22 protein-coding genes, 4 tRNA genes and 1 riboswitch are annotated in these 25,814 nt (G+C 42.1%); of the genes, 24 read left to right on the top strand and 2 right to left on the bottom strand.

Translation table 11 applies throughout. The features are described 5' to 3' along the window. Nucleotides 1–185: 185 nt before the first annotated feature. The 11 genes from IV64_RS05465 (at nt 186) to IV64_RS05415 (ending at nt 12,965) form a co-directional block, all read left to right on the top strand. Nucleotides 186–929, top strand: a complete 744-nt coding sequence (locus IV64_RS05465) for a threonine/serine exporter family protein (protein WP_057706129.1) — start codon at nt 186–188, stop codon at nt 927–929. Between the two features lie 11 nt (nt 930–940). Further along, nucleotides 941–1,396 carry a threonine/serine exporter family protein gene (locus tag IV64_RS05460; protein ID WP_057706128.1) on the top strand — a complete coding sequence of 152 codons (456 nt, stop codon included), beginning with the start codon at nt 941–943 and terminating at the stop codon, nt 1,394–1,396. Between the two features lie 109 nt (nt 1,397–1,505). Further along, nucleotides 1,506–3,773, top strand: coding sequence for a helix-turn-helix domain-containing protein (locus IV64_RS05455; RefSeq protein ID WP_057706127.1), 2,268 nt, complete (start codon nt 1,506–1,508; stop codon nt 3,771–3,773). 219 nt (nt 3,774–3,992) lie between these two features. Then, on the top strand, nt 3,993–5,906 hold the full coding sequence (locus tag IV64_RS05450; protein WP_057706126.1) for a glycoside-pentoside-hexuronide (GPH):cation symporter: 1,914 nt from the start codon (nt 3,993–3,995) through the stop codon (nt 5,904–5,906). Between the two features lie 293 nt (nt 5,907–6,199). Continuing rightward, complete coding sequence (locus tag IV64_RS05445) at nt 6,200–7,309, top strand: Gfo/Idh/MocA family protein (RefSeq protein WP_057706125.1); 1,110 nt, start codon at nt 6,200–6,202, stop codon at nt 7,307–7,309. A 50-nt stretch (nt 7,310–7,359) separates the two neighbouring features. Then, nucleotides 7,360–8,580 (top strand): MFS transporter, encoded by a 1,221-nt coding sequence (locus IV64_RS05440; protein WP_057706124.1) that lies wholly within the window; start codon nt 7,360–7,362, stop codon nt 8,578–8,580. A gap of 18 nt (nt 8,581–8,598) precedes the next feature. Continuing rightward, nucleotides 8,599–9,471, top strand: a complete 873-nt coding sequence (locus tag IV64_RS05435; protein WP_057706123.1) for a sugar phosphate isomerase/epimerase family protein — start codon at nt 8,599–8,601, stop codon at nt 9,469–9,471. A gap of 11 nt (nt 9,472–9,482) precedes the next feature. Further along, entirely contained in the window at nt 9,483–9,902 is a 420-nt protein-coding gene (locus IV64_RS05430; RefSeq protein WP_057706122.1) for a C-glycoside deglycosidase beta subunit domain-containing protein, read from the top strand. Nucleotides 9,903–10,028: 126 nt separating this feature from the next. Next, a complete protein-coding gene (locus IV64_RS05425; RefSeq protein ID WP_057706121.1) occupies nt 10,029–10,958 on the top strand; it encodes a sugar phosphate isomerase/epimerase family protein in 930 nt (309 codons plus the stop codon). 6 nt (nt 10,959–10,964) lie between these two features. After that, nucleotides 10,965–12,008 carry a Gfo/Idh/MocA family protein gene (locus IV64_RS05420; protein ID WP_057706120.1) on the top strand — a complete coding sequence of 348 codons (1,044 nt, stop codon included), beginning with the start codon at nt 10,965–10,967 and terminating at the stop codon, nt 12,006–12,008. A gap of 18 nt (nt 12,009–12,026) precedes the next feature. Beyond that, nucleotides 12,027–12,965: a sugar phosphate isomerase/epimerase family protein gene (locus tag IV64_RS05415; protein ID WP_057706119.1), complete on the top strand. Its 939-nt coding sequence runs from the start codon at nt 12,027–12,029 to the stop codon at nt 12,963–12,965. Nucleotides 12,966–13,244: 279 nt separating this feature from the next. Here the strand turns inward: IV64_RS05415 and IV64_RS05410 are convergent, their stop codons facing one another. After that, the gene (locus tag IV64_RS05410) at nt 13,245–14,276 is read right to left on the bottom strand and encodes an LCP family glycopolymer transferase (RefSeq protein ID WP_057706118.1); all 1,032 of its coding nucleotides are present in this window, start codon (nt 14,274–14,276) and stop codon (nt 13,245–13,247) included. 270 nt (nt 14,277–14,546) lie between these two features. Here IV64_RS05410 and IV64_RS05405 point away from each other — a divergent pair, with 270 nt between their 5' ends. Continuing rightward, nucleotides 14,547–15,209, top strand: coding sequence for a phosphatase PAP2 family protein (locus tag IV64_RS05405; RefSeq protein WP_057706117.1), 663 nt, complete (start codon nt 14,547–14,549; stop codon nt 15,207–15,209). A 69-nt stretch (nt 15,210–15,278) separates the two neighbouring features. Here the strand turns inward: IV64_RS05405 and IV64_RS05400 are convergent, their stop codons facing one another. Further along, nucleotides 15,279–16,076 (bottom strand): lp_1002 family arylesterase, encoded by a 798-nt coding sequence (locus IV64_RS05400; RefSeq protein WP_057706116.1) that lies wholly within the window; start codon nt 16,074–16,076, stop codon nt 15,279–15,281. Between the two features lie 61 nt (nt 16,077–16,137). On the opposite strand from IV64_RS05400, the gene IV64_RS05395 reads away from it, so the two are divergent. From IV64_RS05395 to IV64_RS05345, 12 genes are all read left to right on the top strand, one after another. Next, entirely contained in the window at nt 16,138–16,713 is a 576-nt protein-coding gene (locus tag IV64_RS05395) for a GNAT family N-acetyltransferase (RefSeq protein WP_057706115.1), read from the top strand. Beyond that, nucleotides 16,700–17,224 carry an RrF2 family transcriptional regulator gene (locus tag IV64_RS05390; RefSeq protein ID WP_057706114.1) on the top strand — a complete coding sequence of 175 codons (525 nt, stop codon included), beginning with the start codon at nt 16,700–16,702 and terminating at the stop codon, nt 17,222–17,224. Before IV64_RS05395 ends, IV64_RS05390 begins: the two co-directional genes overlap by 14 nt. Nucleotides 17,225–17,416: 192 nt before the next feature. After that, nucleotides 17,417–19,099, top strand: coding sequence for an acetolactate synthase AlsS (alsS, locus tag IV64_RS05385; protein WP_057706113.1), 1,683 nt, complete (start codon nt 17,417–17,419; stop codon nt 19,097–19,099). 58 nt (nt 19,100–19,157) lie between these two features. Continuing rightward, nucleotides 19,158–19,339, top strand: a riboswitch (Lysine riboswitch). A 134-nt stretch (nt 19,340–19,473) separates the two neighbouring features. Further along, entirely contained in the window at nt 19,474–20,922 is a 1,449-nt protein-coding gene (locus IV64_RS05380; protein ID WP_057706112.1) for an amino acid permease, read from the top strand. 337 nt (nt 20,923–21,259) lie between these two features. Continuing rightward, nucleotides 21,260–22,015, top strand: a complete 756-nt coding sequence (locus IV64_RS05375; RefSeq protein ID WP_057706111.1) for a M15 family metallopeptidase — start codon at nt 21,260–21,262, stop codon at nt 22,013–22,015. Between the two features lie 362 nt (nt 22,016–22,377). Then, nucleotides 22,378–23,013 carry a deoxynucleoside kinase gene (locus IV64_RS05370; RefSeq protein ID WP_057706110.1) on the top strand — a complete coding sequence of 212 codons (636 nt, stop codon included), beginning with the start codon at nt 22,378–22,380 and terminating at the stop codon, nt 23,011–23,013. Nucleotides 23,014–23,304: 291 nt separating this feature from the next. Then, nucleotides 23,305–24,582, top strand: coding sequence for a serine--tRNA ligase (serS, locus tag IV64_RS05365; protein WP_057706109.1), 1,278 nt, complete (start codon nt 23,305–23,307; stop codon nt 24,580–24,582). Between the two features lie 171 nt (nt 24,583–24,753). After that, nucleotides 24,754–24,918: a hypothetical protein gene (locus IV64_RS14335; protein WP_157061053.1), complete on the top strand. Its 165-nt coding sequence runs from the start codon at nt 24,754–24,756 to the stop codon at nt 24,916–24,918. A 542-nt stretch (nt 24,919–25,460) separates the two neighbouring features. Then, a tRNA-Leu gene (locus IV64_RS05360) sits at nt 25,461–25,542 on the top strand. A gap of 3 nt (nt 25,543–25,545) precedes the next feature. After that, nucleotides 25,546–25,618 (top strand) — tRNA-Thr (locus IV64_RS05355). A gap of 21 nt (nt 25,619–25,639) precedes the next feature. Beyond that, nucleotides 25,640–25,711: transfer RNA gene (locus IV64_RS05350), tRNA-Gly, on the top strand. 8 nt (nt 25,712–25,719) lie between these two features. Then, nucleotides 25,720–25,805, top strand: a tRNA-Leu gene (locus IV64_RS05345). The last annotated feature ends 9 nt before the right edge of the window (nt 25,806–25,814 follow it).

The raw sequence follows: 25,814 nt of genomic DNA, 5'->3' as shown, positions 1-25,814 counted from the left end.
TTTACACAAAAATTGGGTGTTGATGGATTTCCATCAACACCCAATATTCTAGAGCCGTTTTTTTGTACCGTCGTGTTTGGTATGGGCAAACTTGGATAGATGCGATTGACAATTGGTAGCCCTTTCGTAGATACTAGAAACAGTTTTGAAGAACGAGTGGTACAAGTAAAATGGGGGTGGTCGAAATGACTGCGGATGAATTGATCATTGCAACCTGTTTACAGGCTGGCCGGATCATGGTGGAAAATGGCTCGGAAATTTCACGGGTGGATGATACGATGATGCGGATTGCGCAAAATGCGGGTGTTATCTCGGCGAATACGTACGTGACGATTACTGGGGTCATGATGTCGATTCAGGGCCGGAATGCGACTCAGATTGCGGCGGTGAACAGACGCACGATTGACCTCGAAAAAGTGGCGCAGGTTAATCAGCTGTCACGAGAATTCGCCGCAAACACGATTGATCTGCCGACGCTACACCAACGTCTCAGTACACTGGACCAAGCGTCGCGGTCATTCCCACTCTGGTTACAATTACTGGGGGCGGCGCTAGTTAGCGGACCACTGATGATCATGTTTCGCCAAGAGATTGAAAACACTTGGCCAACGGTAGTGATGGGAACACTCGGTTACCTGATTTTTTACTTATTGAACCGGTACTTAAAGATCAAATTTTTGAGTGAGCTAACGGCGGCCCTGATGATTGGGTTTGGTGCCGAATGGGCCGTCCAGATCGGTTGGGGAACGAATGTCAATGACATTATTATTGGCGCGTTGATGCCGTTAGTACCCGGTGTCCCGCTGACTAACGCAGTTCGTGACACCTTGGCCGGAAACTTTGTGAGTGGTCCGGCGCGTGGAGTGGAAGCGCTGATTAGTGCGGCGGCGCTCGGCTTTGGCATTGCCGTTGTGATTACGTTATTTTAGGGGGCGGACTAATGGGAATTATTGGACAACTGATTTTGGCCTACGTTGCCGTTCTAGGATTTGGCCTAATTATTAATATCCCGCACCAGGCCCTCAACGTGGCGGGATGGATTGGGACGCTGACGTGGGGCGGCTACTTAATCGTGCAGGCCTTCGACGGTGGCGTTGTTTTTGGTAGTCTCATCGGGTCACTAGGAATTGGCGTGCTGAGTAGCGTGGCGGCCCATTATAAAAAGATGCCAGCAATTATTTTTAATATTCCGAGTTTAGTTTCTTTCGTGCCGGGGAGTCAGGCTTATCAAATGGTGCGCAACTTTGCGCTGGGCCAGTACCGGCAAGCGGTTGGGTTCACTTTGCAAGTGATTATGATTACGGGTGCCATTGCATTGGGCTTTTTGCTGGCAGAACTCCTTAACCGCTTGATTGCGTTCTGCATGCTCCAGTGGCGGCGTGCGCACATGGAATAGTGAGTTGTTATCTATACAAGAACAGACTCAAATGAATTGGCAAGAAGACAAAGTGTCAATAGCAATAGTTAGAAGCTTAATAAGGTGTATAGCCTAAGGGAGTAGAAAGATGAATTTTAAAGTGGAAACGATTGCCACAGGAACGATTGATCACGATATTAAACAAAAAAAGTATTTGATTTCGCGACCGAGTATTATTTATATTTTGGATGGAATCTTTGATTGTAAAATAAATGGTAAAGATACCAAAGTTGTCCTTGATGATTTTGTTTTATTAAACAGTGGTGATCAAGTTGAATTAACTTCTAGTGAAGCGGTTAATCTTATCCTGTATTTGGAATTTAATATTGAACGGCTAAGTGAGCTACTCTCAATTAATGATTTTTATTTTAACAATGAAAAGAAATCTAAGCATAATCAACAGGTTAGTGTCGTCATAAAATCAATGCTAAAAGCGATTTCTTCTGATGATAGTCAGCTAAACATGTTTGCAATCGGGCGAGGATACGAGTTGGCTAATTTATTGATACTGAATTATGCAGGCATGCAGTTAAATGGTAATAAGGAAAAGGATTCGATGAAAGCCTACATTCGGTTACACTTTAGTGACGAAATGGATCTCGAAAAGGTTGCTCACCATTTCTTTATGGAACCCAGTTACTTTTCAAAATATTTCAAGAAGCAAACCGGTGTTAACTTTAAGGATTTCGTGACCAACGAACGATTAGCACATGCTGAAAACACTTTATTATCATCAAACCAATTAGTTGCACAGGTTGCTTTAAACAATGGATTTAATAGTCTTTCCAGTTTTAATCGCGCTTTTAAAATCAAGTACCATATGACTCCGACAGACTATCGAAAAAAGTATCAGTTATCAATTGAAGATGATACTGTAAGTTCTGAGAGTAAAGCTTCATGGGGAAGAACGAGAACTTTATTGACTTCATCACCTTTAGTTGCTGATAACTCATCGGTAGTTAATGTCAAAGTTACACAAGACGATACGAAGAAGAGCTATGTTCCAGATCTAAAAATGATTTTGAATTTGGGTAACATTGAAAATAATGATAGTGACGAGTGGAAGGAACACATTGACAAACTGATGGAAAGTGTCAATTTTAAGTTTGCGAGAATTTGTGTTCCAATCGAGTGGTTTACTGATGCAGACCATTTTCCGTTGAAAAGAATTAGGAGACTAGTTGATTATTGCTTAGTGAAGCATTTGACGCCATGGATCACAATCAACATTAGTGACGCAAGTATTATTCCTGAAAGCATCTATAGTTTAAAACTTGTACTGTCTTCGTTTGGAAATTATTTAAATGAGAATCTTGTTGAAAAGTGGCGGTTTGAGATTCAGTTCAGTACGGGGAATGTTAATGGTAAAGACGTGGTGACCGCGTATCGATTGATAAAATCGGGAATAAAACAAGTATTGCCGAACGCAATGGTTGGTGGGATTGGTGAAAACTTAGTTTATACCTGTCAACTGTATGAAGCCTTTTCCGAAAGTGATTTTGATTTTATTACTTGTCGCTATTTTTGGGATGAATCTGAATTAAATACTAATGAAGATAAATTTTTTAACTTTAATTCAACTTTTGTTGAGAGCCAAAATCTACTACAGGATCGATTAACAAAGTTGAGAGCCAATTTTGCGGGCCCAATTTTTATTTCTGAAATTGGAATGTACCTTGGTGCAAAAGATTACCTACAAGATACGTTATTTTCAGGTGCATATTTGATTGATAAAATTGCGCACGTTGCGCATCTAATTAATGGTTTTGGATATGTTTTGGGATCAGATATCTTTCAGGCTTCCTTTAATTTAAATAGTACGGTCACTGCTGGCCCTGGTCTTTTGACTGATAATGGGATAATTAAGCCATCTTTGACAGCACTAAAAACGTTGGATGAATTTTTTTCCACAAGTCACGTGTCGAAGCTATCAGATGAAATATTTGCTGGATATGTTGATAATGATATTTATATTTTAGGTTATGATCTGCAAGTCCCGCTGTTTACTGCAGCCACCGATTTATCAGATCCTAGGAATATCAAGGAACACCTTCCCAAACACATTACTGATATTAGTGTTTTGGTAAGGGGAGTTAAGGCTGGCGATTATGAAGTTCGGCTTTTTAAATGCCAGCGGGATATTATTGATGACTGGCGGAAGTTTGATTTTTCTAAATCTTTAACTAGTTCTGATATTGGAATATTGGCGCATCAAAACAATATGGTGGATGTATCACTCCAAGTTGCCAAAGCAGTAAATGATTGTTTGACTTTAAAGTATCAGATAGAATCGAATAATTTTTTCATAATCCACATTAGAAAACAGAATAGTATTAGTCATTCTTTTTTAAAGTGAACTTAGGTTAAAGCTGGGCAAAGGTGTCCAGTTTTTTTATTAATGCACGAAAATTACTGAGCAGTTTTTGAAATGGGATTGTTTCAGATAATCGTTATGAGAATAATGCTTAGCAAAATACAAAACGACAAGAGAAAAATAAGGACGTTTACTTTAGAATGAAAGCGATAACATTTCGGAACATAGCAACATTTTTGGTTGTTTGGGAGGCTTCGCTTTATGGAACGTGTAAATCCAAATCTTTCAAAGTTAAAATTAAAACGCTCAGAACTTATTATTTATGGGATGGGGGACTTTGCAAGTAATCTCTGCTGGACCTTTATTGGTGGTTATTTGACGGTTTTTTATACTGATATTGTTGGGATTGCACCGCTACTTACTTCGATTCTAATCATGTTAGCGCGAATTTTTGACGGTATTTGGGATCCTGTATTTGGAGGGATAGCTGAGCGTACTAGGACATCGTTAGGACGTTTTCGTCCTTATATTATATACGGAGCACCTTTCTTAGCACTTTTCTCCGTTTTGAGTTTTACCAAGTTCGGTTCTGGTCGTTTAGCAATCATACTTGCATTTGTGATGTACTTTATCTGCGGATTGCTATTTACCGTAGTTAACTTGTCATACGGTTCATTGGCAACGGTCATGACAACGGATCAGGATGACTTAGCCCAGCTGTCTTCATACAGAATGATTGGAACGAATTTGAGCTCGGTTTTAATCACAGCAGTAACGCCAATTCTTTTGAGTTATTTTTCTGTTGGCAAGGAACCCGATGCCCGGGGTTACTTTTTAACAGCAGTGGTGTTTGCTTTAATTGCCGTTCCCATGTTTTGGTTAGTTGGTAACAAATGCCATGAGAATGTACGGCCAGTTGAGAGTGAGACTAAGGTATCTTTTAGGACAACTTTTAAAATAATTCTGAAGAATCGGCCATTGATGTTATTGTTTTGCATCATGTTCATCGGTATGTTAGCCATGTTTGGAAGAATTGGGACGCTAGTCTATTACGTTATGTATGACTTGAAACGCTTTGATTTGATTGCGGTTTTTATGACTTTACCATCTGTAGGGGGAATTATTGGTATTTATTTTACAAAAGGATTAGTAACTAAGGTGGGACGTAAGGTTATGTGCCGGATTGGCTATTTAGGGTGCGGCATAAGCTTAATCTTAATGTTCATAATTGGACAGGTCACCCAGTTTAAATCAATTACAATGCTAATTATTTTTGATTTTATATATGGTCTTTTTAATTTTGTTATGCCAATTCCTATGGCAATGGTGGCTGATGCCATAAACTATGGTGAAAGCAAATTTGGTGTGCGTGCAGACGGTACTTCATATGCCATTGTGTCATTGTCAGTAAAATTAGGGTCGGCGTTTGGCGCATCACTTGGATTGGCTATCATGTCAGCAGTAGGATATATTGCTAATCAACAACAATCTCCACTTGCACAATTTGGGATTAACGGGGTCGTAAACCTTGTTTACGGTGCGTTGTGGTTACTATGCTTAATTCCGTTGTCTTTTTACCCGTTAACTGAAAAACGAAATAATGAAATTGGATTAGCATTGAATAAGCAACGGGAAATGATAGATTTAACAGAAAATAATCTGTCCAAACAATCACATGTTAGCCAATTCAGAGATAAAAGTAGTTATAGTGATCGAGTTGAAAGTATACATGCAATGGTCGCCGGAGAGGTCACTCGGCTGAAAAATATTAGAGATCCCCAAAGCGGACAGCCCGTTTTAGGGACTGGCTTCGCAATACTACCAGTAAATGGAGAGATTGTTTCTCCAGCTGAAGGTAAAATTATCAATGTATTTTTTGACGGCCATGCTTTGGGTATTAGAACGATGAATGGCACTGAAATATTGATTCACCTGGGAGTTAATACTTTCCAGCTTGGTGGTGCACCATTCAAGATCTTAACAACGGAGGGTGAATCTGTATCAGTAGGGCAAAAGATTGCTGAGGTTGATTTGACCATGCTTAGAGAGGCAAATTGTGGGACAGCAATTTTTGCCATTATTACTAAGTGTCCATCTGGAGACATTTTTGATATGAATGATGTCAAAAATGCTAGACCTGAACAAGTTGTTGGTGGCGTATTTACTAAAAAGTGAATCATGGATGACAATTTAAAGTAGAATCTTTTAAAAAGTGATGTTAATTACCGATTAGATGGTAACTGACATTGCTTTTTTTATTTGGCTAGGAATTGAAACTAGGGTATTGATAATGTTTGGTCAAAATTTGCTTAGCATAAATTGACCAAACAAGTCATTTTTTAAATAATTGGTCAATTTATCGGTTCTAGTCGCATTAGAAGTTGTAAGAATATAAAACGCTTACACGGTAATATATAACTTGTAAGGCAGATAAGAAAGCTGCTAAAAAAATAATAGGAGTGACAGTAATGAAGAAACTACGTATTGGTATTGTTGGTTGTGGTGGGATTGCCAATGGAAAGCATTTCCCAGCATTAAGCCAATTAAAAGATAAGGTTGACCTAGTTGCATTTTGTGACATTATTCCAGAACGGGCTGAAAAAGCAGCTAAAGAACATGGGAGTAAAGATGCAAAAGTATATACGGATTATCATGAATTATTAAAAGATGACAGTATTGATATTGTGAATGTCTTAACTCCAAACGTTGCGCATGCTCCGATTACAATTGCGGCGTTCGAAGCAGGGAAAAATGTCTACTGTGAAAAGCCAATGTCAAATGACCCCGTTGCTGCTCAAAAGATGATTGATGCATGGAAAAAATCTGGAAAGCAATTTACGATTGGCTATCAAAACCGTTTCCGTAAAGACGTTCAAGCATTGCATAAGTCATGTGTTGATGGTGAATTAGGCGATATTTACTTTGCTAAGGCGCACGCTGTTCGTCGTCGGGCCGTACCAACTTGGGGTGTATTTCCGGATAAGTCTAAGCAAGGCGGGGGCCCATTGATTGATATTGGTACTCATTCACTTGATATTACACTCTGGTGCATGGATAACTACAAGCCAGTATCTGTTATGGGATCAACTTTTGATAAGCTAGGCCATTTACAACAAGCGACCGAAGGAAACATGTTTGGGCCATGGAATCCGGATACCTATGAAGTTGAAGACTCAGCTTTTGGATTTATTAAAATGGAAAATGGCGCAACGATCTTCTTGGAATCTGCATGGGCACTCAATGTTCGTGAATCACGGGAAGCTGCAACGACGTTATGTGGGACTAAAGCAGGTGCTGAAGATTATCATGGCATGAGCTATCCAAATGACCAATTAGTTTATAACCGTGGACATAACGGGCTTTTGACCGAAGAAAAGTTGAGTCCAGAAGGTTCAATCGACTTCTTTGAAGGCGATGCAAGCGGTGAAGCTGTTGAAGATGCTAAACAATGGATCGACGCTGTTATGAACCATACAGAACCATTAGTTAAGCCAGAACAAGCATTGATGGTTACTAAAATCTTAGATGCTATTTATAAATCTGCAGCATCTGGTAAGCCAGTCCTTTTTAACAACTAGGGTTAGCACAAATGCGATGGTATGTAACTAATAGCAGGAGAGTGTAGTAAATGGATGTTAAAAAGAATAGGAATAGCTGGCTAGTAAGAATTTCAGTGTTATTGATTTCGATTGATGCGGCGTCTGCCGCCGTTGTTTCAGGTGCTATTCCACTTATGAAAGACAGTTTCCGTAACGTTGCTAGCTCTACGGTTGAATCGACAGCCACTATTCCGAGCTTATCAATTTTACTATTTATCTTATTAAGCCCATATGTTGCAAAAAAATTAGGTACTAAAAAGACTTCACTGATTGGGTTGGGAACTGCATTTGTTTTTGGGATTATGCCGTTTTTCTTAAATAATATTTATTTAATATTATTGTGTCGCTTCGTTTATGGCGCTGGGATTGGGCTAATTAACCCATTAGTATATACAGTTATTTCACACGTTTATGTGGGAACTGAGCAAGCAGAAATGGTTGGTTATGGTAGTTCATTTACCAATATTGTCAATATTATTTTGACGTATACAGTTGGTTTCTTGATGCCATTAGGATGGCGATATAGTTTCTTAGCATATTCCGTTATCTTAATTATCTTTTTCTTAGTTTTACTATTTTCGCCAGACGTTGAATTAACTGATGAGGATGAAAAAGAACAAGAAGTAGAGGAAAAGACGAATGAGTCACACGCAGATCGATTAGGCTTTTCTGCCTGGAAATATTTACTGTTCATGTTCTTCCTGTACATTGCAGTTTTACTTTATCAAATTAAATACGCACAGATTTTAGTCGGAAATGGGTTTGGTACGCCACAACAAGCAGCCTTTATTATGGGATTAATTAACTTTATCTCGATTATAACAGGACTCATTTTTGGGAAAGTATTTAAGACGTTTGGGCGTTCAACATTTCTGATTGGTCTAGTTATGATTTTAGGGGCCTACTTGTTAATTCCTGTGACAGCCAATATTTATTTAAGTGCAGTATTAGTAATGATTATGGCGTTTGGTTCAGGGTTTGTGGCAAGTTATATCTTTTATGAATTGTTCCAAGTTGTTTCTGAAAAGGTTAGTGCAAAAATTTCTGGTTATGCATTGATTGCAATTAATATTGGGATTTTCTGTGCACCTTATGTTGGTGGTATTGCTGCATCTGTACTTCATAATCAATCGCCTACATTAGGAGTTGTTATTTCATCAGTAATTTTAGGATGCCTGATTGTTGTACATCTCTTAACTATCTCGATCGATAAGCGTGAAGAAAAACGGTATGCGGAATTAAAAAAATGATTTAAAAAAGGTGATAGTATGACAAATACAATTAAACGCGGAGTCACTGCGTATAGCTATAACAAAGAGTTTGGTTTAACAATGAATTTGGATGATATTATGCGTGACATTAGTGATACGGGTGCTAAAGGCATTGAAATCCTTGCTAATTCACACATCCCAGAATATCCATATGTATCCGATGAATGGATTGAAAAATGGAAGCGCTCACTAAACAAGTATGGCCTTGAACCAGCCGAATATGCCCAATGGGTTGATTCACGTGAGTATGCTGGTCGTGAATTATCGACTCAGGAAAGTATTGATATTTTGGAACGTGACTTTAAACTCGCACATAAAATGGGCTTTAAAATCTTACGAACCAAGTTAGGTGTCATTGATGATACTTTAACACCAGTTAAAAATTGGCCTGACTTTATCAAGGGAGCACTAGAGTTAGCTGAAGAATATGACGTCTACATGTGTCCAGAAATCCATAGCCCAAGTTTATTGGATTCAAAAATGGTTTGGGACTACTGTAACTTTATTGAAAAAGAAGGCACTGATCGCTTTGGCTTGAACGTTGACTTTAGTCTATTCCAAGAAGGCAAAAATGCATTAGTTGGATACGACGACGGCTTCCCACACCCTGATCAAGAACACAGTCCAGTTTCTGATTTTGAACAATTCATCAAATATACAATTATTTGTCACGCAAAGTTTATGAAAGTTGACGAAAACTTCCGTGAAGTTGTTATCCCATATAACAAGATTATGGCTTTGTTAAGAAAACATAATTGGGGTGGCTGGATGATTAGTGAATATGAAGGTGCTAAGGCTGATGTCCCTGGACATACTTCTGAACAAATCAAGCGTCATCAGATTATGCTTAAGAAATTACTTGGAGAATAGGGTGTGAAATAATGTTAGAAAAAGATTTAATTCAAGCGCGTGGTTTTAAGAATACAGTGTCTGAAGATGGTACAGTAACTGGTTTCCAAGTGCGAGTACGATTAGTTTATTATCGAGGCATTTGGTTGTCCCAGATTCGTCCAGGAAGCGTTTTTGTAGATGGTGAAGAATATAAGCCTGACCAAATTAAATGGAAGTTTGGGAACAAGGTCTATTCAGTAGATGAATTGTCTCAAACCGGAGATATAATGTGGAACTTATTAGAACCAGCAACGTTGTTCGTTGTTAAACCAGGTGGGCTTTCAATGGGATACCATGATGTTAAAGTTGATTACCTGTTTAGTTCTTCGTATATGCCACCGGTCATTGATACTTTAATTAGTGAAACCACCACTGGTGATCATAAGCGTAAATTACTTTTAGTTGAATAAAATTGATTGAAAATTAAGAGTAGTTTGCTTGCAAAGTAGCGAAGCAACTACTCTTTTTATGACGGTAATTAAAATAGTAAGTTTAAAAGTATGAACGGTGTTTATGTGATAAGAGGAGGGGTTAATGTGGCTAAAATCGGTTTTATAACAAACTGTTTAACGGGAAGTTTTGCGGAAAAGGTAAAGGTTGCACATCGGCTCGGCTATACCACGTTAGAGGTCGCTTGTTGGCCGGTTGGTCATCCCAAGCAGTGTGATATAGACGCAGATCATTACGGTTCTCAAGACTTATTATCAATTAAAAAATTATTGAATCATGAGCAGATTACAATCCATACGTTAGCTTTTTATGAGAATATGCTACACCCAGATCGGCAACAGCAGCAACATAATCTTCAGCATCTTAAACGAGTAATTGCCTTAGCGGGTGACTTGAAGGTTCCATATGTCGGTACTTATATCGGTAAAAATCCCAATGTTTCATTAGCAGATAACTTTGAAGAATATGCACGAGTGTTTTCGGATATTGTCGCCTTTGCAGCTAAAAAGGACGTAACGGTACTGATAGAAAATTGTCCGATGCCAACGTGGGATCCAGAAGGGTATCCAGCAACAATCTCATATACACCCGAGATGTGGCAACGAATGTTCGAACTAGTTCCAAATCAAAATTATGGATTGAATTTCGACCCGTCTCATTTGGCTTGGATGGGGATCGATTATATTCAAGCTGCCAAAGATTTTTCAAATCGCATTTATAGTGTACATGTTAAGGATATTACAACTAAGCAAAACGACATTGGGCGGTATGGAATATACGGCAAAAAAATTGACCAAACACATAAGTATGACTTTGGTTATTATCAGCCAACACTGGCAGGGTATGGAGATTTAAATTGGGAAAAATTATTTAGTGTTTTGTCCAAGAAAGGTTTCGAGGGTCCTGTTCAAGTGGAATATAAGAATTCTAATGGCTATGGTTCAATCGATGATCCTGAAAGGGGATTACAGCTGAGCCTTGCTTATTTGAAAGAAATTTTAGCGATAAAGGAATGAGTAAAGATGACTAAGAATTTAGTGTTAATTGGCTATGGCGGTATGGGGAAGCGTCATTTGGAACGCCTACAAAATGTTAGTGAAATTAATGTGCGGGGTATTTATGACTGGGATGCTGAAAAGACAAAATCAGCACAGTCGGCAGGGTATCGGACTTATACAGATTATCCGGAAGTTCTAAATGATCAAGCAGTTGATATTGTACTCATTGCAACTCCAAATGATGCTCATAAGCAGCTTGCAATCGACGCGATGAACGCAGGAAAGCATGTTATTTGTGAAAAGCCAGTGACGTTGTCAACATCAGACTTTCAAGACATCCTAGATGTAGCAACGGAAACCAAGCGGTGTTTCATGGTAGACCAAAATCGTCGTTGGGATGAGAACTATCAGATGATTAAGAAATTATACGATGAACATACACTTGGACAAGTTTATGATATTGAGAATCGGGTGCAGGGTTCGCGAGGAGTACCAGATGACTGGCGGCGAACGGTCGAACACGGTGGCGGTATGATTTATGACTGGTGTGTTCACTTGTTGGATCGAATCTTAATGCTAAAAAAGAATAATCGATTAGTCAGTGTATATGCTGACTTAAGCGGAGCTCTGGGACACGAAGTCGACGATGGCTTCCGAATTATTTTGCGATTTGATGATCATATGCGGGCATTACTTGAGGTTGGTACAACGAACTTCATTAAGTTACCTGAATGGTATATGAGTGGATCAACCGGGACTGCAATTATTAAAGATTTCGATCTGCACGGTGAATACGTCACGTTAGAAGGAAAATTGGCACAAGATGCTGTTCCAGTTGAAGCTGGGGCGGGTTTCACCAAGACGATGGCGCCAAGAACGGATAACAGTATTAAGCATCATCAGCTACCACAGGTCGAAACGGACGTATGTGACTTTTATAGAAACTTTGTGGCTTGGATTGATGGTAAAGAAGAGCCGCTCGTGAAGAATTCAGAAGTAATGTGGACGTTGCAAGTGATTCAAAAGATTTTTGAATCAGGACGTCAAAATAAAGTTGTGTTTTTTTAAAGTAAGGAGTGAGAAAGTATGAAGTTTGGATTTTTAACAGGCTGTTTGCAAAACATGACATTAGAAGAAAAGATGGCTTATGCTCATGATGTTGGCTTTACAGCACTAGATGTTTCATGTTGGCCTAGAGATAATAGTCGTGATTATTCTGGGAGTGATATTGACGTTGAAAATTTGACGGTTCAAGATGTCAAAAATATCAAGAGCTGGCAGAAGGAATATCATATTGAGTTTTCCAGTCTTGCTTACTATGATAATATGCTACATCCTGATAAGAAAATTCGGGATAAATATAAAAATCATCTTAAAGCTGTTATTGAAGCAGCCGATCGTCTAGGTACACCACTGGTGGGTTGCTTTATCGGTAAGGACCAGACTAAATCATTAGAAGAGAATTTTGACGAATTTGAAGTACTATTTAATGAACTAGTTGGCTTTGCAGAACAGCACGGTGTCAAGCTAATGATTGAAAATTGTCCGATGCCAGGATGGCAAGAAGATGGATTACCAGGGACAATTTCATATTCTCCAGAACTTTGGGATGAAATGTTTAAACGAGTTCCAAGCAAATCGTTCGGACTGAACTTTGATCCATCACATTTGCATTGGTTGCACATTGATTATTTGCGGGCGCTACGTGATTATAAAGATCGAATTTTCCATGTGGATGCGAAGGATGTCATTGTTGATGAAGACCGGTTTAAGTATTACGGCATTTTTGGTAAGAAGTTGAATCGCGAACACGAAGAAGATCTGGGATTCTGGACACCAGTAATTCCGGGCCTGGGTGATATTAATTGGAGTGAGTTTTATAACACGCTAAAGGATATTGGCTTTGATACTTACTTTAGCATCGAACATGAAGATCGGCGCTTTGCTGGTAACAATGAAGAAGTTAAAAAGGGATTGGAGTATTCCTATAACTATCTTAACCCGATTATCCATGAATTCAAATAAAGCTGATTAGCTAGAAGGAGGTGGTGCATTGAAGCTGACCAAAGTCTGAGTAGACAAAGTGCCAGATTGTGCATATCCCAATTTACTATCTGGAATAATATTGTTGAATATCGTTTGGGCCAGTGACTTATCTAAAAGATACTTTAATAGGAAAATAACAAAAACACGCTGAAGCGTCTGTCAGCGTGTTTTTTGGTGTGAATGAAAGCGGACGGGGTGAATTGAGATGGAATCACAAAAAAAGCCACCCGCATGATTGCGAATGACTTAGAAACCTGTTTAGTTTTGGTTAGCGAAACGTTCGCCAGTAGTGGCTGCCTTAAGGTCTAAGGACTTACGAAGAACGTTGGTAACCCGTTGCTTTTCTGTTTGAGGAACGACTTCGAAGGACTGACCGCTAATCATCTTACCGCTACCTTGAGCGTGGTCAGAAACCACGTTCTTAGTTGCAACCCGGTAATTTGAGAAGAGGCTAGTTAGGTTATTAAACGTTAAATCAGTTCTAGTTTGTTTAGCTAATGACTGTAAGAAGTCCTGTTTCAACAAGTTAGAAGCGCTAGTACTTTCACCCAGAATGGCCGTAATTAACTGACGTTGACGTTGTTGCCGGCCATAGTCACCTAATGGATCTTGATAACGCATCCGTGAGTATTGTAAGGCTTTGTCACCATTCATGTGGGTCTTAACGCCCTTCGTGTAATGGTAGCCTTCGTAAGTAAACGTTCTGATCGGTGTAATGTCGACGCCACCGATTTCATTGACAACTTTCTTCATCCCACCCATGTTGATCAAGGCGTAGTAGTCAATTGGAACGTTTAACCATTTTTGAATGGTCGTAATCGTTGTCCCGGCACTACCGTAAGCATAAGCCGCGTTTAGCTTAGTTGGAAAGTCTTGCTCAAAACCAGAAACGGCAACTTCTGAGTCACGCGGTAGACTCACTAACGTCGTTGTCTTTGTCTTGGGGTTGATAGTGGCCAAGATGATTGTATCAGTCCGGCCCTTATAGTCCCGGCCAAGCGCACCGGTATCGGTTCCTAACAATAGGATTGATACTGGTTTTTTACCGTTTAAAACGGCACTCGTATTCCGTGATTTTTTGATACCACTACTATTGAAAGCTGTGTTAGCAGCTTTACGAGCGTTAAAGTAGGTTCGAGCTGCAAAAGCCCCGGTTCCAACCAATAACACGGCAATAATAATTAAAATTGTATTGCGAACGGGATGACTCTTCTTGGGGCCTTTTCCCTTGGGGCCATTGCCCCGATGTTCATCGCGATGCAATTCTGAACGACTTGGCATATCTTCCATGAACTCTTCCTCCAATGGTAATGTAGAAAAACTTTACCTAAGTTTAGCATTTTTTGGGGCTGACGGGAACTGAATCCACGTAACCTTTCATCCCCGCGTTCTAAATTCCGTGTTTAATCATACCGGTTTTTAGAAGAAATAGTGCAGAATTCGTGATTTCTTTGGTTTTTTTTAATGTTCGGCCCACTCGATATTAAGGTTTTGCTCGGTCAATTACTGGATTATGGTATAATTTTACTGATTTTAATATTAATGGGGGTTCTTGTTTTGATGATCGATAAGTCGCGTAGCCGGCCGATCAAGTTTGTCATTGGCGTCATTTTGTTTGCTTACCTCAGTTATTTCATTAGTTCTGGTGCGATTGGCATTGATTTGTTCGATGCTGGTGCAACTTCACTAGTACAGGTTAGTAACAGTGGGTTCTTTGTCGCCTTTTATAAAGTGGTTAGTTGGATTGCTTCGCCAATGAAAGACGTGTTATGGTTGGTGATCCTGGCATTTTTAATGTATGGATTTAAGTATAAGATTCAAGCTGCTTGGTCGCTAGGCTATATGGCGGGGGCCATGGTACTGGGGGCAATTGCCAAACACTTGATTGCGCGGGTTCGGCCCATCAATCATTTAGCTGCTGATACGGGGTACAGTTTCCCGAGTGGGCACGTTTTGGGAACGTTCGTCCTAGTCAGTGTCGTGATAATCTTGGTTGTCCCGGAATTGCCTAGTTTTCGCACCGCACAAATTGTGAAGTGGGGAAGCATCGTGTGGCTATTGTTAGTCATCTTTTCACGGGTTTACTTATCCGCGCACTACCCAACCGATACGATTGGCGCGGTCTTACTAGCGTGGACGTGGGGGCAAGTCATGGAGTGGTTCTACGTCTTATGGGCACGGAACTTGTTACAGTGGAAGCTATTCTATCGTTCTTATTTATAAAGTCAATTTACTAATTTAATCGCAATATAAAAGGAGACTCGCAATGAGTCTCCTTTTTTAATACCGGTTTTAAATCTGATTGGTACGCAACCATTCTAAAGCCAACGTTAGCCAGTGAGCGGCGTGGGGCTGATTAGCATCGGCCTTCCACGCAGTCTGTTCGTTAGCTAGCGCTAAACCGTGCGGCCCGTGGTTGAAAACGTGGAGCTCGTAAGGAATTTTGGCCTGAGCTAACGCCGTGGCGTACGCCAATGAATTGGTTGCCGGAACGATTGGATCGTCAGCGGTTACCCAGATAAACGTCGGCCGGTTGTCGGCGCTAACGTGTTTTTCCGCGGCGATTAAGTCTGGGGTGCCACTCCAAGTAGCGACGGTCGCAGCATCCTTAGGAAATCCTAAGTTGGGACTAATGACCGGGTAGCCTAAAATAACTTGCTGTGGGCGCAAGGTTGCGGGTGTAACGGCTAACTGATCAGCTACTTTAGTTGACCAATAGTCATTGTACAATGCGACCACGTGACCCCCAACGCTGAAACCAGCCGGTGTAACCTGGTCAGTGTCGATATGCCAAGCGTCCGCTTTTTCGTGAATCAGTTGCATAGCCTGTCCTAAGTCGAGGACCGGTGCTAGCTCCAATGGTGTTTGGTCGCCAAGCAACGTGTATTCTAAGTAGAACGCTTGGTAGCCGTGACCAGCGAAGGCCATCGCTAAAGTTTCAGCTTGACCAGTTGGAATGTGGGTATACGACCCACCGGGGACAATAATGATTGCCGGCAGGGTCGTTTGGTGCGCGTTTTCGTCCGGTTGGTGTAAAAAGCCGGTTAATTGGGCAGTGCTACCCGCTAATTTTTGTTGAATAACTTGCATGCAATCACCTCAATTGATATGGTTAACATAACTATTATAACGCAAGACGGGTGGAACAAAAATGGGAATGGTTACGGTTACAGCACAGGGAGAACAACTCAGATTAAGGCCGTTTACGGCAGCGGACGTGACGGACTACTACGAGTTGGTCGCTAATCAAGCGATTGCCACACCGGCCGGTTTTACGGTCGCCCATAGTGTGACCGAGGCCGGCTTCTTACTGAAACAGCAATTAAACCTGCCTCAGGTTTTTGCGCTCGAACTAGTGGCGACGGGAAAAGTTATCGGCAGTGTTGGTTTGTATGAACGAATGAACCGTTACGGAGAACCGGCTCCGCGACAAATGGACCTGGGCTATATGTTGAATATGGATTATTGGCGTCGCGGAATGATGACGGCGGCCGTGCGTCTAATCCAACAATATGGCTTTAATGAGTTAAAATTAAGACGGATCACGGCGAGTTGTTTGGCGGACAACCTTGCGTCTAAGTTAATCTTAGAACACGGCGGGTTTCGACAATACGATGCCGTGACGCATCCAGACTATGCGCCGTTTGGAGCCGGTCAAACGGAATTGTTTTATGAATGCGTGGGCTTAGCGACCACGCTAGGGGATGAACAAAATGCAACTTGCTAAATCATTTGAACAGGCTGCTTGTGTCCTTGTTTTGTTAGCGACACAGCAGCCAGAAAAGCCGTTGACTGCCGATGTCTTGCACGAGCGGATAGGTGGCTCTGCCAGTTATATTCGCAAAATCATTCGTAAATTGGTTGTTGCCGGGCTTGTGCTATCAAGCAGCGGCAATAACGGCGGGGTCCACTTGGCTAAATCGCCAGAAGAGATTTCTATTAAGGACGTGGTGTCAGCCATTGAAGGAACGTTACACACGTTTCCTGATCGGGGGTATTTTGACCAAGTCTTTAAGGACGTTGAACCCGTTGCTTATGAGGGGACTAAGGTCGTCAACACTATTTTTTCACAAGCGGATCAGCTGTGGCTTGAATTCTTAGACCAACAGAAGATTGCGACCTTAATTAAGGAACTTCTAGCCGTTAAGGAGATTCCCGTCTTGGATTGGACCAACCAGTCAGAGGATAAAATGGCGCAATTAAATACGATTTTGGCGCGGTTACGGGCGGACAAGTGAGCAGACCCACAAAGTTAAGTTGAATTGTATGCGCTTTACTAGATTTGGATTCGACCTATCAAGGTTTAGCTTATCTTTTCAGAACAATCAAGTTATATACTTTTTCACAAGCCTTAAATTCCTATGCTTACAACGTTATTTATGGTATTCTAACAATGATTTTCACAAAGATAGAAAATAGAGGAGACAGAAATGGCAGAGAATAAATACTATGGTGCGGACGCAATCGTCGATAGTCTGGTCAACCATGATGTTAAATATGTATTTGGGATTCCCGGCGCAAAGATTGACCGGGTCTTTGAACGACTTGAACACCCAGTTAACCCTAAGAGTCCCAAAATGGTGGTTACTCGCCATGAACAAAATGCAGCTTTCATTGCGGCCGGTATCGGTCGGATTACGGGCAAACCAGGGGTCGTTTTGACGACTTCTGGTCCTGGTGCCAGTAACTTAGCAACCGGATTAGTTACCGCTACGGCGGAAGGGGACCCCGTCTTGGCCATTTCTGGGCAAGTCCAACGGGCAGACTTACTCCGGTTGACGCATCAAAGCATGAATAACGCTGCGCTCTTTAAACCAATTACGAAGTATACGGCTGAAGTGCAAGAACCTGAAAACATCTCTGAAGTCATTGCGAACGCTTATCAAGAAGCAACGGCTGCTAAGCAGGGGGCTAGTTTTGTCAGCATCCCACAAGATGTGACCGATTCAGTAGTCCGCACACCAGTTATTACCCCACTGCAAGCACCAAAATTAGGACCAGCAAGTCCCGTTGAAACCACTTTATTAGCTCAAAAAATTAAGGCGGCTAAGTTACCAGTCTTGCTGGTCGGGATGCGGGCTTCATCACCAGAAGTTACGAAGGCTATTCGTAACTTGGTGACTGCGGCTAACTTGCCAGTTGTCGAAACTTTCCAAGCTGCCGGGGTCATTTCACGGGACCTTGAAGCACATCATTTCTTTGGTCGCGTGGGCCTATTCCGGAACCAACCAGGGGATATGTTACTTAAGAAGTCCGACTTGGTGATCGCCGTGGGTTACGACCCAATCGAATACGAGCCACGGAACTGGAACGCTGAAGGTAAAGCTCGAATCGTTGTCATCGATGATATGCGTTCTGAAATTGACCATAACTTCCAACCAGAAACGGAACTTGTGGGCGATATCGCACAGACGCTTGATTTCTTGTTGCCATACATGAATGGGTATAACTTAAGTGCCGATTCACAGACTTATCTCGACGGCTTACAGGAACGGTTACAAAACCGCGACTTTGTGCCAAATATTGATCAAAAGTCCGACTTAAATCATCCGTTATCCGTTATTTCTGCCTTGCAAAAACGGGTGACTGACGAGATGACCGTGACGGTTGATGTTGGGAGCCATTACATCTGGATGGCCCGGCATTTCCGGAGTTACGAACCACGTCACTTATTATTCAGTAACGGGATGCAAACATTAGGTGTGGCGTTGCCTTGGGCGATCGCCGCAGCGTTAGTTCGACCAAATACGCAGATTGTCTCAGTTTCTGGTGACGGGGGGTTCCTGTTTTCTTCGCAAGACTTAGAAACGGCCGTGCGGATGAACTTGAACATCGTGCACTTGATCTGGAATGACGGCACCTATGACATGGTTAAGTTCCAAGAAGAAATGAAGTACGGTGAAGACGCCGCGGTTAAATTTGGCCCGGTTGATTTCGTGAAATACGCGGAAAGCTTTGGCGCTACTGGTCTTCGTGTGGAAAAGCCACAAGATTTAGATCAAGTCTTGGACCAAGCGTTCAAGACACAGGGCCCGGTCGTCGTGGATATTCCAATCGACTATTCGGACAACAAAGCACTGGGTCAAACCATGCTGCCTGACCAATTTTATTAAAATGAATCACCAACCCCAGTTGTCAAACCAACTGGGGTTTTGTATAATGGTTGAGTATATCGAAAGAAGAGGATGCGGTTAACATCAGTAACCAACGGGAGACGGGTCACCGTCCGCGAGCGTTGGTGAAAGGGACGACCGCCGAAATCGACAAACTTGTGACCGGTTTGTCCGTTGGGCCTTGGTTGAATAAATCAAGGACTGTCGCAGCTGGAATAGTTGCGGGGCGCTATCGACGATGAAATCAGCATTAGTCAATCAATCTGATTAAAGTCTTTTTGCGCAGTTTGCAAAGGGACTTTTTATTTTGGTTGAGCTTACCTGAATCGGTGTGAACACTTTTAGATATAAATCGATTTTTTGGAGGTTCTGCAATGGCAGAAGAACAACATCAGGAAGTGCACCGATCGTTAAAGACACGGCACTTATCCATGATTGCATTGGGTGGTAGTATTGGGACCGGTTTGTTTGTGGCATCCGGTTCAGCAATTTCAACGGCGGGGCCCGGTGGTGCGCTACTGGCCTACGTTGGGATTGGGATCATGGTTTACTTTTTAATGACCAGTCTCGGCGAAATGGCGACCTACTTACCCGTATCAGGGTCATTTTCAACGTACGCAACGCGGTTTGTCGATCCAGCTTTAGGATTTGCGATGGGCTGGAACTACTGGTTTAACTGGGCGATTACGTTGGCGGTGGATATTAGTACCGCGGCAATTGTTATGCAGTTCTGGTTACCGTCTGTTCCAGGCTGGGTCTTTAGTTTAGTGGCGTTGATTTTGATCTTTACGATCAACGCGTTGTCAGTGCGGTCGTTCGGTGAAACGGAATACTGGTTGTCACTAATTAAAGTGGTCACCGTTTTAATCTTCTTAGTCGTCGGTGTTTTGACGATTTTTGGCATTATGGGTGGTCACGCGACCGGCTTAACCAACTTTGCTTATAAGAAGGCGCCGTTTGTTGGTGGAATTCCGACGATTTTGAGCGTCTTCGTTGTGGCTGGGTTTTCATTCCAAGGCACTGAATTAATTGGGATTACGGCGGGCGAGTCAGCAACGCCGGAAAAGAGTATTCCCAAGGCCATCAAACAAGTCTTTTGGCGGATCTTATTATTTTACATTTTAGCGATCTTTGTGATTGCCGCGATTATTCCTTATACATCAAAAGATCTATTAGGGTCATCGGCGACGGATATTGCAATTAGTCCGTTTACCTTAGTCTTCAGACGGGCGGGCTTAGCCGCTGCGGCGAGTGTGATGAACGCCGTTATCTTGACCTCGGTATTATCCGCAGCTAACTCGGGGATGTACGCCTCGACCCGGATGCTGTATTCATTATCACTGCAAGGATACGCACCGAAAACCTTTGGTCGGGTCAACCGGCGGGGGATTCCAATCGTGGCTTTGTTAGGGACGACGGTCATTGGTCTGTTAACTTTCTTATCGAGTCTCTTTGGTGAACGAATTTACATTTTCCTAGTCTCAGCGAGTGGTTTGACCGGATTTATTGCCTGGTTAGGGATTGCCATCTCACACTTGCGTTTCCGGCAAGCTTTTGTGAAGCAGGGCCATCAATTGAGTGAACTTCGCTACCATGCGAAGTGGTTCCCATTCGGCCCGTGGTTTGCATTCTTGCTATGCGTGATTGTTATTATCGGACAAGATCTGCATTCCTTTGCCACGTTAGACTGGCAAGCTATCGGGATCACTTATATGAGTATCCCATTGTTCATTATCCTGTACGCTTACTACAAGATTCGGTACCGAACTAAGGTGATTCCGTTGGATAAAGTTGATCTGACGAAAACGCATCATGATGATTAGTTAAGAGTGTGCCAAAAGGCGGTTAGTTTGTGAGCATTAACGTAAAATCAGCGATTATTCCTGGGTTTGGAATAGTCGCTGATTTTGGGTTAAGCGAAGCAAATTGCCTTTTGGCACACGTTTCGACCATAATAATTAGGAAAAGCCGTTCAGAAGTAGCCAATATTTCTGAACGGCTTTTTGCGTCTGACCCCAGACATATGTTTATATTTTTTTATTATCGAATTGCTAGTTTAATTATTACAAATTCGTTAAGATAGATTGAAGAAAGATTTAGTAACACCTTATGACTTTGCGAGGTATGCTAACCTAAGTGAGAAAGGCAGCGAGAGAGAAAATGACAAAGAAAGTAGTATTGAAAGGGCTGGCCTTCGTTGCGCTAGCAGGCGTGTTAAGCGGCTGTGGCACGACAACGAATAAGGCTAAAACGGCGACTGCGAGTCAAAAGACCAGCCAGCAGTCGCGGCGACAACAACTGATCAGTGCGCTTCCTAAGGGTGTTAAGTCTACGGATAGTGACCTAGTGCTGGTTAATAAATGGCATAAGCGTGGCGAAATGACGTTCAACAAGTCGGATGTTGATGGGATTGCGGTTCGCAGTTCAATCGTGAAACCGTTAGAAGCTTTCTTAGCCGGTGCCAAGAAGGCGGGTTACCCGACCACGATGGTTTCTGGCTACCGTTCAGTGGCTTATCAACAAGAAGTCTGGAATCAGTCGATTCAGACCTATGAAAATGAAGGCAAGTCTGCTAAGCAGGCGCTGAAGTTGACGAAAGAGTTTGTGGCGGTACCAAGTGGTAGTGAACACGAAACCGGTTTAGCCGCGGATATCATGAACACCCATTGGTTTAGCACCCATGACAACCAATTATTGTCTTCTTCAGATAAGAATAAGGGGCAACAATGGTTGATCAAGCACGCCGCTGATTACGGCTTCATCTTGCGTTTCCCAAAGGACGGCGCAAAATCAACTGGGATTGATTACGAATCGTGGCATTTCCGCTACGTGGGTAAAAAGAGTGCGGCGTTTATCACGAAGCATAATTTAACTTTGGAACAGTACGTTAGCTTATTAAAGGCGCATGAAAAATAGTAAGAGTGGGCCAAAAGGCGGTTAGTTTTTGAGCATTAACGTGAAATCAGCGATTATTCCTGGGTTTGGAATGGTCGCTGATTTCGGGTTAAGCGGAACAAACTGCTTTTTGGTCCACGTTTCGACCATAACAATAGGAAAAACCGTTCAGAAATATTTGATACTTCTGAACGGTTTTTGAGTTTTGTCTCAGACTGATTTTTGACGTTAAGCCCTGTCTATCCCCGTTTCGGTGGGGGCTGTAAATTTCTATTAACATAACTCGCCCTAGATATTGCATTTTGGTAAACAGGTGCGTACAATATGTAGTGTTGCTTTGAAGAATGAACGAAATTGTACGTATATTAAAGGAGAGACGCCCCATGCTTGTAATGTCAGGAACAATCGGTGCCGGCAAGACGAGTTTAACGCAGTTGGTTGCCAACCATTTTGACTCCCACGCGTTTTACGAATCCGTAGATGACAATCCCATTTTACCGTTATTTTATAAGGACCCTAAAAAGTACGCCTTTTTACTCCAAATTTATTTCTTAAATAAACGGTTGGACAGCATTAAGTCCGCATTTGCGAACGACTTGGATGTGCTGGACCGTTCGATCTTTGAGGATTCGCTGTTATTTCACTTGAATGGCGACCTGGGTCGTGCGACGAGTACCGAAGTCGATATCTACGATTCTTTGCTGAATAACATGATGCAAGAATTACCAGAAGCAGAACACCAAAAGAGTCCGGACTTACTGATCCACATTAACATCTCGTTTGATACGATGTTAAAACGGATTCAAAAGCGGGGTCGCTCATATGAACAGATCGACCAAGATCCCGATCTTTACAAGTATTACCAAACGTTAAATGAACGTTATATTGATTGGTATGCGAACTATGATCACAGTCCTAAGATGCAAATCGATGGTGACCAGTTAGACTTTGTTGCGGATCCAGAAGCCCGTAAAGAAGTCATTAAATTGATTGATGAAAAAGTTGCTAGCCTAAGCTAGTTGCCTTTTAGCAATGCATGCCTTATAGTAGACATTGAATATTAAACACGGCGCGTTTCAAGTAGACGTTCAGAGAACCGGTGGTTGGTGTAAACCGGAAGTCGAAACTCCGACGCGACAATGTGGGCAGGTAATACTGCACGGCTAGGTCCGTTATCCGTTTTAAGGGTGGAATTTTAATTAATTCTGAACTTGGGTGGTACCGCGAATCGCAGTCTCTTCGTCCCAATTAGTTGGGAGAGAGACTGTTTTTTTATGAGCTAAATTACCGAAAGGGACGTGGATTAGAATATGTTAGATCTCAAAATGATTCGTCAGAAACCAGATTTTGTTAAGGAACAACTTGGAAACCGGAACGTGGATCCAGCCGATATTGACGCTTTATTAGACGAGGACACGGCACGCCGCGATTTGATTGCTAAGAGTGAACAATTGAAGTCAACTCGGAATCAAGTTTCGGGTGAAATTTCAACTAAAAAGCGGAATAAAGAAGACGCTAGCGGCGAAATTGCTGAAATGCAAAAAGTTAGTGCTGAAATCAAGGAATTGGATGAACAACGTCGTGCAACTGAAGCTAAGGTATACGACATGGCTGCGCACTTACCAAATATTCCACACCCAGATGTTCCAATCAGTGCAACGGAAGATGGTTCGGTTGAACTTCGCCGGATCGGAACACCCCGGAAGTTTGATTTTGAACCTAAACCGCACTGGACATTAGGTGAAGACTTAGGCATCTTAGACTTTGAACGTGGTGCCAAGGTTTCTGGTAGTCGTTTCTTGTACTACATTGGCGATGGGGCCAAGTTGGAACGGGCCGTCTATAACTTCTTCTTGGATCAACACGAAGCGGAAGGCTATACCGAAGTTTTACCACCATACATGGTTACCGACGAATCAATGTACGGCACTGGCCAATTTCCTAAGTTCAAAAATGACGCGTTCCGGATTACGACGCAAGATTTGAGCTTGATTCCAACGGCGGAAGTACCATTGGTTAACTACTACCGCGATGAAGTTATCCCAGCTGAAAAGCTGCCGGTTTACTTTACGGCGTTAAGTCCTGCTTTCCGTGAAGAAGCGGGGAGTGCTGGTCGTGATACTAAAGGCTTAATTCGTTTACACCAATTCAACAAGGTTGAAATGGTTAAATTTACAAAGCCTGAAGATTCATGGGATGAATTAGAAAAGTTGACCAATAATGCGGAATCATTATTGAAGAAGCTTGGCTTGCCATACCACGTTATTACGTTAACAACGAGTGACATGAGCTTTACGGCTGCCATGACGCATGACTTGGAAGTTTGGTTCCCAGAACAAAACAAGTACCGTGAAATTTCAAGTTGCTCAAACTGTACTGATTTCCAAGCACGGCGCGCGCACATTCAATACCGTGATGACGATGGTAAGCTTCAATACGTCCACACGTTAAACGGTAGTGGGTTAGCCGTTGGCCGGACCGTTGCCGCCATTATGGAAAACTACCAAAATGAAGATGGCTCGATCACGATTCCAGATGTCTTGGTTCCTTACATGCACGGTAAAACAAAAATTGAAAAACAAGCTTAATTAAGTCGTCAACTGCCTGCGGGTACGATGTTCGACATTAATACTAAAAGTGGCTATCAGAAATCAACAAATTTCTGATAGCCATTTTTTTGACTTGATTTGTAGGCTTGTTAAGCTGAGAGATTAAATACGATTGTAATAGTGGTTATAAACCTATTCCGGCTGGTACTGATGGCATGCGGTCGTGGGACCGGGTCTAGCCTGGGGAGCGGTCTAGCCCCTCGCCCGGAATACTTGCAAAATGCGCAATTATCCCGGACCGTCCGTGGCCTAAAGCCGGAAAATCGCCGGTTGAAGGCCACCTTCACGACCGATGCCATCAGTGCCAACCTCTGATTATCTGATGCAAATAGCAATAGTAAAGCAAGTCCGGAGGCGGGAAAAATTAGTATATGTCCTTAGACTGTAGCTCAGTTGACATCAGCGCTTATAGCATACCGATTTTGTTCAACGGAATGGGTAATAATTTTAGTTTAGGCAAATGTATTAATTTTGAATGATGATAGTGACAGGTTCAGAAGTAACCGGGGGATTTGACTAGGAAAATGTTCGCTTTATGGTGGGAAACAACAATTTTTAAAAACGGTCTTTAAAGTAGAAAGTGGTGCTATAATGGGCTTTATCGTGTAGGCCAGTAGAAAAAACATGAAATAAATCAACTTTTTTTCAAAATAGGGTTTGCTAAATTTCAGACCCGTGCTATAATATTTCTTGTCGGAAAATATACGGCTTGAGCAACAGAAACCGCATATTTATCCAAAAAGATTTATAAAAACTTGTTGACAATCATTTGCTTGAATGATAAAGTTAAATAGTTGTCAAAGGCAAGCGAGTAAGGCTGTTAGTTGCGACAACGGGCATGATTAAATAACAATCATGCGGGTGTGGCGGAACTGGCAGACGCGCTAGATTTAGGTTCTAGTGTCTTACGACGTGGGGGTTCGAGTCCCTTCACCCGCACATGCCGACTTAGCTCAGTTGGCAGAGCATCTCACTAGTAATGAGGAGGTCGGAGGTTCGAATCCTCTAGTCGGCATTTACAACTTAATATTTTTATGCGGAAGTAGTTCAGTGGTAGAACATCACCTTGCCATGGTGGGGGTCGCGAGTTCGAATCTCGTCTTCCGCTTTTAATTTGCCGGGGTGGCGGAATTGGCAGACGCACAGGACTTAAAATCCTGCGGTTAGTGATAACCGTACCGGTTCGATCCCGGTCCTCGGCATATTAATTT

The organism is Lactiplantibacillus xiangfangensis (assembly GCF_001438845.1).
In the GTDB taxonomy this organism is placed as follows: domain Bacteria; phylum Bacillota; class Bacilli; order Lactobacillales; family Lactobacillaceae; genus Lactiplantibacillus; species Lactiplantibacillus xiangfangensis.
The sequence above is the reverse complement of the archived record's forward strand: the minus strand, read 5'-3'. Positions and strand labels throughout refer to the sequence as shown.